15 protein-coding genes and 1 pseudogene are annotated in these 12,806 nt (G+C 37.2%); 10 read left to right on the top strand and 6 right to left on the bottom strand.

Going from position 1 to position 12,806, the window contains the following annotated elements; all coding sequences use genetic code 11:
• Positions 1-22: 22 nt before the first annotated feature.
• A complete protein-coding gene (locus tag AC2CGN_RS09985) occupies positions 23-1,654 on the bottom strand; it encodes a Na/Pi cotransporter family protein (RefSeq protein ID WP_286927286.1) in 1,632 nt (543 codons plus the stop codon).
• Between the two features lie 194 nt (positions 1,655-1,848).
• Between AC2CGN_RS09985 and AC2CGN_RS09980 the strand changes: the two genes are divergently transcribed.
• The 4 genes from AC2CGN_RS09980 (at position 1,849) to AC2CGN_RS09965 (ending at position 4,561) form a co-directional block, all read left to right on the top strand.
• Positions 1,849-2,367, top strand: coding sequence for a DUF1189 family protein (locus AC2CGN_RS09980; protein WP_429982420.1), 519 nt, complete (start codon positions 1,849-1,851; stop codon positions 2,365-2,367).
• 53 nt (positions 2,368-2,420) lie between these two features.
• Complete coding sequence (locus AC2CGN_RS09975; RefSeq protein WP_429982421.1) at positions 2,421-2,765, top strand: hypothetical protein; 345 nt, start codon at positions 2,421-2,423, stop codon at positions 2,763-2,765.
• Between the two features lie 95 nt (positions 2,766-2,860).
• Entirely contained in the window at positions 2,861-3,976 is a 1,116-nt protein-coding gene (gene ispG, locus AC2CGN_RS09970; RefSeq protein ID WP_484513624.1) for a flavodoxin-dependent (E)-4-hydroxy-3-methylbut-2-enyl-diphosphate synthase, read from the top strand.
• A 12-nt stretch (positions 3,977-3,988) separates the two neighbouring features.
• Positions 3,989-4,561, top strand: coding sequence for a 5' nucleotidase, NT5C type (locus tag AC2CGN_RS09965; protein WP_484513622.1), 573 nt, complete (start codon positions 3,989-3,991; stop codon positions 4,559-4,561).
• Positions 4,562-4,699: 138 nt separating this feature from the next.
• Here AC2CGN_RS09965 and AC2CGN_RS09960 read toward each other — a convergent pair.
• Positions 4,700-5,064, bottom strand: a pseudogene (locus tag AC2CGN_RS09960) (methyl-accepting chemotaxis protein).
• A gap of 111 nt (positions 5,065-5,175) precedes the next feature.
• Entirely contained in the window at positions 5,176-5,304 is a 129-nt protein-coding gene (locus tag AC2CGN_RS09955) for a hypothetical protein (protein ID WP_283868695.1), read from the bottom strand.
• A 189-nt stretch (positions 5,305-5,493) separates the two neighbouring features.
• Here AC2CGN_RS09955 and AC2CGN_RS09950 point away from each other — a divergent pair, with 189 nt between their 5' ends.
• The 5 genes from AC2CGN_RS09950 (at position 5,494) to AC2CGN_RS09930 (ending at position 9,172) form a co-directional block, all read left to right on the top strand.
• Complete coding sequence (locus AC2CGN_RS09950) at positions 5,494-5,988, top strand: hypothetical protein (RefSeq protein ID WP_484513620.1); 495 nt, start codon at positions 5,494-5,496, stop codon at positions 5,986-5,988.
• Between the two features lie 183 nt (positions 5,989-6,171).
• Positions 6,172-6,576 (top strand): MerR family transcriptional regulator, encoded by a 405-nt coding sequence (locus tag AC2CGN_RS09945; RefSeq protein WP_313372987.1) that lies wholly within the window; start codon positions 6,172-6,174, stop codon positions 6,574-6,576.
• A 32-nt stretch (positions 6,577-6,608) separates the two neighbouring features.
• Entirely contained in the window at positions 6,609-7,937 is a 1,329-nt protein-coding gene (locus tag AC2CGN_RS09940; protein ID WP_429982425.1) for a hemolysin family protein, read from the top strand.
• 161 nt (positions 7,938-8,098) lie between these two features.
• A complete protein-coding gene (locus AC2CGN_RS09935; RefSeq protein ID WP_054770962.1) occupies positions 8,099-8,503 on the top strand; it encodes a hypothetical protein in 405 nt (134 codons plus the stop codon).
• A 219-nt stretch (positions 8,504-8,722) separates the two neighbouring features.
• A complete protein-coding gene (locus AC2CGN_RS09930) occupies positions 8,723-9,172 on the top strand; it encodes a helix-turn-helix transcriptional regulator (RefSeq protein WP_283868698.1) in 450 nt (149 codons plus the stop codon).
• A 75-nt stretch (positions 9,173-9,247) separates the two neighbouring features.
• Here the strand turns inward: AC2CGN_RS09930 and AC2CGN_RS09925 are convergent, their stop codons facing one another.
• Together AC2CGN_RS09925 and AC2CGN_RS09920 are read right to left on the bottom strand one after the other, a co-directional pair.
• Positions 9,248-10,198, bottom strand: coding sequence for a hypothetical protein (locus AC2CGN_RS09925; protein ID WP_484513618.1), 951 nt, complete (start codon positions 10,196-10,198; stop codon positions 9,248-9,250).
• Positions 10,191-10,700, bottom strand: coding sequence for an RNA polymerase sigma factor (locus AC2CGN_RS09920; protein ID WP_429982427.1), 510 nt, complete (start codon positions 10,698-10,700; stop codon positions 10,191-10,193). The genes AC2CGN_RS09925 and AC2CGN_RS09920 overlap by 8 nt, the downstream gene beginning before the upstream one ends.
• 317 nt (positions 10,701-11,017) lie before the next feature.
• On the opposite strand from AC2CGN_RS09920, the gene AC2CGN_RS09915 reads away from it, so the two are divergent.
• On the top strand, positions 11,018-11,752 hold the full coding sequence (locus tag AC2CGN_RS09915; RefSeq protein ID WP_484513616.1) for a metallophosphoesterase: 735 nt from the start codon (positions 11,018-11,020) through the stop codon (positions 11,750-11,752).
• 30 nt (positions 11,753-11,782) lie between these two features.
• On the opposite strand, the gene cyoE is transcribed toward AC2CGN_RS09915, so the two are convergent.
• Positions 11,783-12,706: a heme o synthase gene (gene cyoE / locus AC2CGN_RS09910; RefSeq protein ID WP_484513614.1), complete on the bottom strand. Its 924-nt coding sequence runs from the start codon at positions 12,704-12,706 to the stop codon at positions 11,783-11,785.
• Positions 12,707-12,806 lie beyond the last annotated feature (100 nt).

The raw sequence follows: 12,806 nt of genomic DNA, 5'->3' as shown, positions 1-12,806 counted from the left end.
CAAAACCAAAAGTTTCAATTTCTTAATGTCGAATCCCTAAAATAGAATCGGCTATATTTACAGCATGATCACCGATACGCTCTAAGTTGCTCACAATATCAGTATAAACAATCCCTGCGGCACCACTACACTCATTTGCATTTAAGCGTGCAATATGCTTTTGTCGTAGCTTATCCTCCATATCATCAATCAGACTTTCCAGCTCCGTTACTTCCTGTGCTAAGCTTAAACTTGCAGTATCCAGTGCCTCTATGCTCTTGCGTACCGCTTCAATTGCCAGGCTAAACATGCCAATCAAATCTTGGCGTGCTGACTTACTTAAGCTTACCTCATGGTGATCCTTATATTGTAAAAGCTCTAAAATATTTTCAAAATGATCCCCAATGCGTTCAATGTCGCGTACATTTGTTAGCAATGTGTGGTGTCTTACAGAGTCTGCACGAGAAAGTGGTTGCTTAGACACCATCACTAAATAATTTGTGATTTCCTTGTCTAAATGATTTAGTCCTGCCTCTAGCTGCAAAACAGTTGGAATATGGACAGCTTCACCTGTTTTCATATATAAGAATGTTTCTTCCAAACCACGTAGTGCATGCTCACCCATTCGCAGCACTTCTTCCTTTGCTTGCCCAAGTGCAATTGCTGGAGACGAATCAATAAAGGACGGATCTAAATGCTTCGTTGTTACATCGAAATTTTCGTCGCGTCCAGGCAATAGCTTTGTCACAAGCACCGCCAAGCCACCAATAAATGGTACCTGAATAATCATGTTAATTACATTAAAGGAGCCATGTGCAATGGCAATTTGCATCCTTGGCTCTAGATGGAAGAGCTCACTAATCCATTGAACAAACTGCATAAAGGGTGTAAAAAAGATCATGAAAATAACAGTGCCGATAACGTTAAACAGCACATGCGCCGCAGCTGCACGCTTCGCATAAATAGAAGCTCCTAGCGACGCTAAAACAGCTGTAATTGTTGTCCCAATATTTTCGCCAAATAAAATAGGTAATGCACTTTCCAAGCCAATAAGATGCTCAGCATATAAGCCCTGTAGCACACCCACAGTTGCTGTTGAGCTTTGCACAAGTAATGTAAACACTGTCCCTAAAAAGATGCCAATAACGGGCTGATCTCTTAGATGCAGCGTTAATGATGCAAAATCAGCCAATTGATGAATGGCCTGCATACTTGCGCTCATTAATTCCAAGCCTAAAAATAATCCCCCAAAACCAAATACGATTTGCCCTATATGCTGGTATGTTGCTTTCTTAAAGAAAAATAATAATCCAGCACCTAATGCCAACAGTGGATAAAAATAAAAACCAATATTAATGCCAATAATAAATGCCGTGATCGTCGTGCCGATATTAGCACCCATAATAACACCAATTGCTTGACGTAATGTTAAAAACCCTGCACTGACAAGCCCGACCGTAATGACTGTTGTTGCAGAGCTTGATTGAATACAAATCGTCACAATTATGCCTACGAGCACACCCATTAATGGATTGGTTGTAAATCGATTCAACCATTCCCGCAGTCGATCATCTGCTGATTTTTGGAGTCCGTCCCCCATAAATTTAATAGAAAATAGGAATACCCCTAACCCGCCTAAAAATTGAAACAGTATGTTTTGCCAATCTATCGTCAATTGTATTCGCTCCAATTCTTACATCTCTACTACTCTATTCCTAATCTTTAAATGATAGTGTAGAAAAAGTAAAGAAAACCTTTAACTTCTTTACACAATGTTAACATTTTACCATTCTATTCTCAGCTATTACTGCTTATCTCGTATCTTGTCAAAGTTGAACATGATAGAATAGCGATTGGAGGAGATATGCTATGAACCACTCACAACTATTTATTGACAGCTTAATTCATCCTAAAAAACTAGCTGCCTACCGTTTATTACCTATCGGAAAAGTCATTCAATATACCTTTCTACTTATAACAATCGTGACGGTTTTCTCGTTTGGTCGCTTTACAGCTGGTATGTCTGTAAATACATTTGATATGACAAGTATAAACGGGTTAACTGAATATATAGAAGGCATTAAATGGCTATTGTACCCTGTAACATTCATCATGCTTTTCGTTTTTACAACCATGCTTATTTTTGGGCAAATTGCACTCTATGCCTTAGCAGGTCTATTTATCTTAAAAGTGATGAAGCGCCGAGGGGAATACCGTCATATTTGGCGAACAACAACATTTGCCATGACCTGGGCTATTCTTATCAGCATGCTATCAGATTATCTACCGATTAACAGCACAATTATCTCTGTTTTTTCCTTACTTTTAACTGTTACTCTATTAACTATTGCCTTTACAAAATATCCAAAACAACCAATTGCAAAATAATGTGCATGATTTCCCCCTCTTCTAAATATAGTGTAGAAAAGGAGGGGGTTTTTTTGCGTGCATTTGTGTTAACAGCCATTATTATTATTATTGCTTTTGTTGTAAAAGTAGATTTAACGGAGGGATCTTTACAATTCTCTGCATTTTCCTTAAAAAACTCTGATAATGCCCTTTGCGAGAAACAGCGAGAACCAAATTATATTACTGTACAAACTATTCAAGGCGATACGATTCACAGCCTCTTTGCACTTCATCCTGCAAAAGTACCCATGACCTTTCCTGAACGCTTGGAGTTATTTTATCAATTGAATCCTCATTTACAATTACAGGCACTTATTCCTGGTGAAAATATAAAGCTTCCATTGTCATTTGAATTTGAAAACAAATGTGGAAAATGAAATGTTAACGTTTCTTCCTTGTCCTTATTTTCTTACACTGCTAAAATAAATGTCAGTGACGGCTGAAAGTATGGCCCGAAAAGGAGAGAAAGTTAATGAGTGAAATTTGTCACCGTTCAAATACACGTCCCGTACGTGTCGGTAACTTAACAATTGGTGGTAGTAATGAATTATTCATTCAAAGTATGTGTACAACAAAAACACATGATGTTGAAGCAACAGTAGCAGAAATACTTCGTCTAGAGGAAGCAGGCTGTCAAATTGTTCGTGTGGCAGTACCAGACGAGCGAGCAGCGGATGCTATTGCAGAAATAAAAAAACGTATCCATATTCCTCTTGTAGCTGATATTCACTTTGATTATAAATTAGCTTTAAAAGCAATTGAAAATGGCATTGATAAAGTACGTATTAATCCAGGTAATATTGGTCGTAAGGAAAAGGTAGAGGCGGTTGTCAATGCAGCTAAAGCAAAAGGAATTCCGATTCGTATCGGTGTTAACGCTGGTTCCTTAGAGCGTCATATTTTAGAAAAATACGGTTATCCGACTGCAGACGGTATGGTTGAGTCTGCCCTACATCATATTAAAATATTGGAAGACTTGGATTTCCACGATATTATCGTGTCCATGAAGGCATCAGATGTAAATCTTGCAATTGAAGCTTATGAAAAAGCAGCGAAAGCCTTTAATTACCCCCTTCACTTAGGGATTACGGAATCAGGTACACTGTTTGCTGGAACTGTAAAATCAGCAGCAGGTCTAGGAGCGATTCTCTCAAAAGGCATCGGCAACACGCTTCGTATTTCATTATCTGCTGATCCAGTTGAAGAGGTAAAAGTCGCACGTGAGCTTTTAAAATCATTCGGCTTGGCGTCAAATATGGCAACGCTTATTTCCTGCCCAACATGCGGTCGAATCGAAATAGATTTAATTTCCATTGCTAATGAAGTAGAAGAGTATATTTCTAAATTAAATGTACCCCTAAAAGTAGCTGTGCTTGGCTGCGCAGTAAACGGTCCTGGTGAAGCACGTGAAGCAGACATTGGTATTGCAGGGGCACGTGGTGAAGGTTTACTATTTATGAAGGGCAAAACTGTTCGAAAAGTCCCTGAAGAATCGATGGTAGAAGAGCTGAAAAAAGAAATTGATAAATTAGCTGCAGAAATGGAAGAAAAGCGAGCAGCTGAAGAAGCAGCAAACGCAAACGCCTAGGGAGGTGCTAGCATGAAAAAACCTCGCTTTGGTATTGATATTGACGGAACAGTGACATGTCCCAGTACTCTCATTCCACATATAAATAAACAATACAATGTAAACATTACACTTGATGATGTCTGTGAATATGATTTTTTATCCGCATTTCCACATCCTATTGATCGAGGTGTGTTTAATACATGGTTTAAGGAAAATGAGCCTTATATGTATGAGGTATCTGAAGCGGCGAAAGATGCAAAGAGTATTTTAAGTGCTTGGCAAAACGATTTTGAGCTCTACTATATCTCGGCTCGCGGTGAAAATCTTGTAGATATTACTGTTAATTGGTTTAAAACACAGGCTATTCCGTATGATCATATCGAGCTTCTGGGCAGCCATGATAAACTAGCAGCAGCAAAAAAACATGCTGTAGATGCGTTCTTTGAGGATAAGCATGACAATGCTGTTATGCTAGCGGAGGAGCTAAAAATACCCGTAGTGTTATTTGACACACCTTATAACCGTCTTGCTGTTCCTGACAATGTTGTGCGGGTCAATAACTGGCAAGAAGCTAATCAATTTATTACGCAATCTTTTAAATAAACAAGAGAGCTGTTCGTAAGGTCGAATGAAAACTTGACCTTGCCAACAGCTCTCCCTTTTTTTAATATTGAAATTTAGCCAATGCTATACGCAGAGTGTCAGCTATAGCTGCCAATTGCTGTGCCCTGCTATTTGGTGTCATGTATTGTTCCATTGTTGCCATAGCTCCTCTGATCCTGCGGAGGATTGCTGGCTCACGGCTATCACATTATCGATTTGTGTGAATCCACAATATGCTGTAAAAATTGCATCCAGTGCCTGTTTATTGGCATCGATACTATGTTGGTTCACAGCTAGTACAACGCCTTGTATTGCATCACTTGCCTTAGCCGCTTCCCAAACAACCATTTCGATAATCGTGGCAATTTGGCTAATTGATTTGGCGGATACTGCGAGCTTGCGTACTTCCTCTGCCACAATAGAAAACCCTTGCCATGCTCACCTGCACGTGCCGCTTCGATTGCTTCAATGAACGCCAGTAAATCTGTTTGGCCAAAAATCATATGAATGACCTGCAAAATACGATTAATTTCTGTCGATTGATCACTAAGCAATTGCACAATCATAGCTGTTAGTGTGCAAGCTCACCAATTTCAATTAAAAGGGGTAGCTTACTATACTTCAAGTATTCCACGTAACCAACGCTCAACAAAATTTTCAAAGGTAATCCCATAATTTTCATAGACAGCGTGATAGACAAAATATGTTCCTAATCGATCCAGTAATTCATCATTAATCTTCATCCCAAATCGCTCCCTTTCATTTCTGAGTTTACTAAATTTTCAGATACTAAAAATTCCAATTGCTTGAACATTCAAGTGGAGGTCGTATCGTTGCAAAACCGTCACAATCTGCCGCCTTCATGCCCTTTCTTCGTATTTTTCTTTTCGATAATATAGTAGTAACAACTTACAAAACTGGGGGGACTACTTGTGAGATGGCTAACAAAGTTAGCATGTGTAGCATGCTTAGGTGCATTACTAGTCGGCTGTGGGGAACGACTGTCTGAAATTAAAGGTGCAGTTTCAGGTATTAATTCTGCAGCTGATTCCGCAGCGAGTGCCGTTGGTCGTGATGTACATGCTATACGTGCCATTACCATTAACTATAAAAACACAACTTTTACGGTTAATGACCTATTTAAATCTATTTTACGTGACATACGCTGGGATTATGACCCTGACAAAAAAGAGCTTCATGTGAGAGGGACATGGCAAGCACCACTATTTTCTGAACAAACATGGGATGAAGCTATGAAAAAACAGCTCGCAGAAATAGGCGTGGTAAACGTTACATGTGTGATAAAGGATGATCAAATCATTGGCTCACACACAGTGGTAACATTAGTTTTTAATGATGAAACAATTTTAGAAATGACTGGTGAAGAGGCTTTAGATTATCTTTACGATACATATTTAAAAAAATAACGTATAACTTTGATCAGTGGGCACACCTCCCACTGATTTTTTGTCTATATCTTGAAGTAGTTACATGCATTAAATATCTTCCAAAAAAATCTTACAATTTTGAAATATTGAATTCTTTCATTTGATTGTATAAAACCATCACGTTATAATCAAAGTATCACGTGATGGTTTGGAGGTGTTTGCATTGGGACAGAGAAATTAAGAATTGGTGAGCTGGCAGAAAAAACAGGCATTACAAAAAGAACAATTGATTATTACACGAATATCGGCTTATTAGAAGCTGAACGCTCTGCCTCAAATTACCGCTATTATGCCCCTGCTATGATTGAAAGACTTCATTTTATTGAGCAGCGCAAACAGGAGGGTTTATCCCTTGTAGAAATTCAGCATGAATTAAACATCACACCCTATGAAGAAATCGATGTACAAATACTTCGTTTAAAAATGCAAGACTTAGAGCACGATGTAACTTCTCTTCTTGCGCAAATGAACAAACAAGACACTAAACATATTGAAAAAGTTAAAAAAAATGTTTCACCCGAAAGTATTGCACTCATGCAATCTTTGCTTTTACTTATTCATAATTAGGAGGTGACGTTCTGTTTATACAGAACGACTATTTGGAGACCATACTTAACTTATCGATTTTTACCATTTTACTAGCTTTAACCGGCTTTTTCGTGGCAACTGAATTTGCCATCGTAAAAGTCCGTTCCTCTAGACTGGACCAATTAATTGGGGAGGGCAATAAAAAAGCTATCTCTGCTAAGCATGTTGTTAATCATTTGGATGAATACTTATCTGCCTGTCAGCTTGGTATAACTGTAACTGCACTTGGTATCGGGATGGTCGGTGAGAAAACTTTTGAATTTATGCTGCATCCACTTTTCGAGATGGTCGGTATTTCAGATAAATATATGACGGTTTTCACAATTGGCAGTGCTTTCGCGATTGCTACATTTTTACATGTAGTTGTTGGCGAACTAGCACCTAAAACTGCTGCTATTCAAAAGGCTGAAACGATTACATTGTTGTTTGCCAAGCCTATTATGTTATTCTATAAGATAATGTATCCATTTATTTGGTTCTTGAATGGTTCTGCACGTATCCTAGTTGGCCTTTTTGGCATGAAGCCTGCTTCTGAGCATGAATTATCACATACTGAGGAAGAATTACGATTGTTGCTATCAGAGAGCTTTAAAAGTGGTGAAATCAATAAAACTGAGCTTAAATTTGTGAATAATGTGTTTGAGTTTGACGAGCGTATTGCTCGTGAAATTATGGTACCTCGCACAGAAATTGCTGGTATTGAGAAGAATGAATCTTTTACAAATATTATCCATTTCATAGCTACTGAAAAATATACGAGATATCCTGTTTATGATGGAGATCGTGATAATATTTTAGGCTTTATTAATGCCAAGGAATTATTTACCTATGGATTGCTTGAACAGCTAACGGATGAATCCCTCGTACTAGAGCAATTTATCAATCCAGTAATTCGGGTGATTGAAACGATTCCAATTCAACAATTATTGGTACGCATGCAGAAGGAGCGTATTCATATGGCCATTTTAATGGATGAATATGGTGGTACATCAGGTCTTGTTACTGTAGAGGATATTTTAGAAGAAATTGTTGGTGAAATTCGTGATGAATTTGACGATGATGAAATTGCAGAGATTCGAAAATTAAATGACAATCATTACATTTTAAATGCAAAAATGCTTGTTGAAGATGTAGAAAATTTATTGAATATAACCCTCGAGGCAGAAGAAGTAGAAACGCTCGGTGGATGGTTCCTAACAGTTAATAATGGTATTAAAGCAACAAAAAACATTGAGCTAGCTCCATATGTATTTAGTATCTACGAGCAGCAAGGACATCAAATACATTACATTGAGGTGCGCCCTCTTCGAAAGGCATTGCCCTCTATTGTTCAAGCTTAATCACTGAGGTATGGTTTTTTGATTATATCATTTTTAGCTTTACTAATATTTCACAAAAAGGGCTATTTTGATTTATCATATACTTTTGCCTTATTCCATTATTAGCCATTTCAATATATAATGAAATATGAATATGATTCTATTTTCAGGGGGCATCACATATGAAATTGTTTAAGCTATATCATTCGGACGGTATACACATTATTACGGACGTCAAAAAACACAAAACGAATATCGAACTAAAAACGATTACAGGTGAAACTTTATATATTATCGTTGTCACAGATGAAAACTATACAGTTTACGACGACCGCTTTGCTGGAGCTTCAAAGCAATTAAATTCTGTTGAAGCTTTTGATATTGATGGGAACTTCCGTAGTCTAGATTTCGATAATATGCGCTCACTCTTCCAAGAAGCCTTTACGAAGCTATTACAGGAAATTGCAGAATGTGTGAATGATAATGATGAGCTTGTCGATATTGATACACTTCGTCATAAAGTAAGCGCTCAAATTAAAGGAATCCATTTCCGCGTTATTTCAGACACAAAAAAATACGAATTTTAACAATACGGTGAAACTTTATATCCTGGGTAACAAAGTTGCCTGAACCAATTGGGCTTTGGTGAGCAGTTTAAGATACCAGCGGGATAAAACAGACTGTTCAAAATCATTTGGACAGTCTGTTTTACATTAATAAGCCATTTTAATATCAAAGCTGAAATCACGCTCTCCAATGCATTGATGTATAATGGTACTTAACGATCTGAAAGAAAGGGTGTTTGGATGAATCGTGAACAATTAATCACACTTATTTCAGAAAAACTGAAATTAATCCGTACCGAAAAAGATTTAACACAGGATCAGATGAGCGATTTACTAGGGCTTTCAAAAAAAACACTTGTTCAAATTGAAAAAGGTCGTATACAGGCTGGTTGGACAACAACAGTGGCAGTTTGTACCTTATGCCGAGAAAGCTCAATTTTACAGCATGAGCTTGGTGGTGACCCACTTGAGGTTGTGGATTTGATTGCGAATAACGGAACATTACAGCCAAAAGAAAAAACAATGGGTGGTTACATATGGTGGAAAAGCCTAAGTGAATACAATAGTTATCGCCTGCAGCAAAATGTTATTAGTCAACATTTTCGAATTCTAGATTCCAATAACTATCGGCTTCTCTCAACATTTGATGAAAATATTGCAAAGCAAGCATGGCAAAAACTCAAAGAATAACCAAATGCTACTGACTATAAGATAATCGGTGGGGTTTTCCTTATCCCCACCGACACTTAGTTGATTGCTACTTATTTATGATGCAAACATGATTATTAAATACATAATAATGGATAAAAGATAAGCAACCCGTAATAATCGAAGCTCCATATAACCACGATGTGGCGTTAATTTTTGATTTATCCAAAATTGCCAGCAGCATAATATGATTGCGACAGGTATTAACCAACCTGCATACAACGGACTCTTTACTTTAACTGCTGCAAACAGTATGATCATTGACACACCAATATCCACTAGCAACCACTTTTTTTCTGGATAGAGGTCTGGCTTTTTTGGAAGTCTGTATTTTTTTCGTATTAAAAAACTCAAAAGAGCTTCCACTATCATAACTCCTAGTATAACAAGTGGCCATAATGACCAATTCTTAAAATTGCTTTTTAACGCTATTATTTCCTCATCCATTTTTACAGCCATTTCTTTAGAGATTGTATAATATATTTCTTTATCCCAATCAAGCATTAATAATTCCCCATTTTCGTTAGCAAAACGATTCCATTTTAGGCGTTGCTGATGTCCATCCTTAAAGGTAATGACTAGATCATATGTATCATTATCAAATACCTGCATTTCACTTTCACTCGGGGAAATTTCTTGCTGTACGGCTAATAATGTTTCTAGTTCCCTATAGACCTTTGGAGAAAGCTTTTTCACGCCCAAATAAAGTCTTGAATCTTTACCAATAAATTGGTTTTTTGAATGGGCTGCTATATAATGAACTGATGCTATTTCCTCCTTTAAAGGAAGCATCGCATTTTTGGAACTCTCATTGCCATTTACTAACAAGATGATGAATAAAAATAACATAACAAGTACACCTGTAAATGCTGTACGATACTGCCATTGATGACGTTTTGTTTCCACCTGCATTTTTTTCTCTAGATTTTCCAACGTCAGCTCTTTATCTTTTGTTGATCTTTTTAAATCCTGCATTTGTCGTAAAGCATTTTTTATTGAATCATTCATAGCATATTCCCTCCTCCCCCAGTATTTTTCGTACTGCCCTAAGACCACGTGTCGTATTATTTTTCACCTTTGCTTCGCTCCAGCCAAGTAAATCACTGACTTCTTTAACAGATAGCTCCTCGATATAACGCAAAATAATAGCTTCCCGGTATTCAAGCTTTATCTTAAAAAGTGCTTGAAAAACAGCTAAAAAAATTTCCCCTTTCAGTAAAAACTCCTCTGGTAACAAGGCTTCATCTTGTAAACAATCCTTTTGAAAAAACGGGATAAATTGATAAATTCGCTTTCGTCTATAGTGATCGTATACTAAATTTCGGGCTATTTTTCTTAACCATGTAAGAATATTTGCTTCCTTCCTATATGTATGCAAGTATTGATAGGCTTTAAAGAATGTTTCCTGTGTTAAATCTTCTGCTAGCTCCTTGTTTCCTACCAAATAATAAATATATTTAAAAATAGAATCACTGTGCTTTTCATAATCTTGTTGAAATTGCTGTAGCAACTAAACTCCCTCCTTTCCACTATTCCAACACTATAGACGAACGATGAAGGAATTGGAATCACTCTGACATATGATAAAGTAAACTTTTCATTAGTGAAAAATTTAAGATGTGATAATAGGACTTGAACCATCTACTAAATAAGGAGTCCATTGCTTAAAGCATTGATAAGATAGAATCTCCATTCATCAATACTATTTCGGAAAAGAGAAAACTTTCGTAAATAGTAATTCGTCTAGATGAGTAGAAAAGTCGAATTTTGCGGAACTATTCTCTATACTAAATAGTAACTGTACTTAACTGGAAAGGATGCACTTATATGAATAGAATACTAGCTATTAGTGATATACACGGAGAATTAGAACTTTTTGAGGAACTATTATTGGCAGCAAATTATGATGCTGCACAGGATCAGCTTTTTTTACTAGGTGATTATATCGATCGAGGACCTGCCTCAAGCGGTGTTTTAAACCTAGTAAGCGAATTGCGAGCTATGGGTGCACGGGTTCTATTAGGAAACCATGAGGCAATTATGCTAAAAGCCTGTCGCTCTGGTCATCTAAAACCTTGGAATCATTGGGTAGGGCTCTGTGGCGGAGATGCTACGCTGGCAAGCTATGGTTATCAGGTAGCGGATTTTGAAGAAGCCATTCGTAATAACACCTTACCAACTTTTATTCAGACATTACCGAAGCTTGAAGAACATTTACAGCTTATCGAAACGCTTGAAATTTATATTGAGTTAGAAGATGCTATCTTTGTACATGGTGGCGTCGTTCCTGGAGTAGCTTTGGCTGAAACTGACCCTATGCAATTGTTATGGATACGAGAGGAATTTCATACAGGCTATCAGGGAGATAAAACTGTCATCTTTGGCCATACACCTACGTATAGACTTCATCAAAACCCTACTAATTACAATGTCTATTTTGGTGAAAATCATATAATTGGCATTGACGGTGGAGCTGTCTTTGGCGGACAATTACATGCGTTGGAATGGCCAAGTCGCCAAATTACATCAGTAGATAAGAAAAAGCCAACAAGTGATGAATAACTTGTTGGCTTTTGTTGTAATCGGATGATATTAATACAATTTAAAAATAACACCTACTAAAGAGTACACAATCACTGTTGAAAACAAAATAGTCATATGGAATAGTGAGAAGACAAACATTTTTGTCGCCCATTTAATTTGATCCTTGTTACTATGATAGCCGTAAATACTCATTACAAGCCATGCGATACTAAGCAATAGCGCCACAAGCATAATGCCGATACTTAAAGAGCCGAATAGAAAACTTGATAAAATCAGTAATAGTAAATAAAAGTTCGTTTGATAATACGTTCGGCGCATTCCTTTTACAACCGGAAGCATTGGAACTTTAGCCGCCTCATAGTCAGCATGCTTACGAATAGCAATCGCATAAAAATGAGGCATCTGCCATATAACCATAACAAAAAATAGACCGAGTATCGCTGGATGTGTAATGTCGGAAGAGACTGCAGCCCAACCTATGACAGGTGGAATTGCCCCTCCTACACTTCCAATTTCTGTATTATAGATAGTGCGGCGCTTTGTCCACATTGTATACGGCACTACATACAAAAATACTCCAAGGAAACCAAATGCTGCAGCTAGTGGTGATGCAAGATATAGTACAACCACACCCAAAATAAGCATAATAAATGCCAAAGTCAGAGTAGATTTCGTGGACATTTCGCCTGTAACTGTAGGACGACTTTGCGTACGAGGCATAATAGCATCAATGTCCCGGTCATAGACATTATTAAATGCCCCTGCGGCTCCTATAACAAGTGCGGAACCTATAGTGGCAAAAATAATTTCAGGAATATTCTCGATAAAAGTCATTTTATTTTTGTACATCCCAAGTGTTAAACCAGCCCACATAGGAATTAAATTGGATTTAATAATCCCTGTTTTAACTGTTTGCGCTAAAATAGTAGAGCGAGATTGTTGTTGATGCTCCGTTTTTAGATTTTGTTCCATTCATCTTAATTCCTTTTCTCTCATAATTTCTACAAGCTATCCTCAATAGAAAACGACAAATTTTGCATACATATCAAATTATTATTTTACCTCTTTAAGC

The organism is Lysinibacillus sp. DFXJR4 (assembly GCF_057196045.1).
Note: the sequence above shows the minus strand (reverse complement) of the source record. Positions and strands in the feature narration are given on the sequence as shown.

Coding starts and splice junctions, on each gene's coding strand:
- ispG (WP_484513624.1), top strand. CDS start 2,861: ATGAGTGAAATTTGTCACCGTTCAAATACACGTCCCGTACGTGTCGGT.
- AC2CGN_RS09925 (WP_484513618.1), bottom strand. CDS start 10,198: ATGAATGATTCAATAAAAAATGCTTTACGACAAATGCAGGATTTAAAA.
- cyoE (WP_484513614.1), bottom strand. CDS start 12,706: ATGGAACAAAATCTAAAAACGGAGCATCAACAACAATCTCGCTCTACT.
- AC2CGN_RS09935 (WP_054770962.1), top strand. CDS start 8,099: ATGAAATTGTTTAAGCTATATCATTCGGACGGTATACACATTATTACG.
- AC2CGN_RS09965 (WP_484513622.1), top strand. CDS start 3,989: ATGAAAAAACCTCGCTTTGGTATTGATATTGACGGAACAGTGACATGT.
- AC2CGN_RS09980 (WP_429982420.1), top strand. CDS start 1,849: ATGAACCACTCACAACTATTTATTGACAGCTTAATTCATCCTAAAAAA.
- AC2CGN_RS09930 (WP_283868698.1), top strand. CDS start 8,723: ATGAATCGTGAACAATTAATCACACTTATTTCAGAAAAACTGAAATTA.
- AC2CGN_RS09915 (WP_484513616.1), top strand. CDS start 11,018: ATGAATAGAATACTAGCTATTAGTGATATACACGGAGAATTAGAACTT.
- AC2CGN_RS09955 (WP_283868695.1), bottom strand. CDS start 5,304: ATGAAGATTAATGATGAATTACTGGATCGATTAGGAACATATTTTGTC.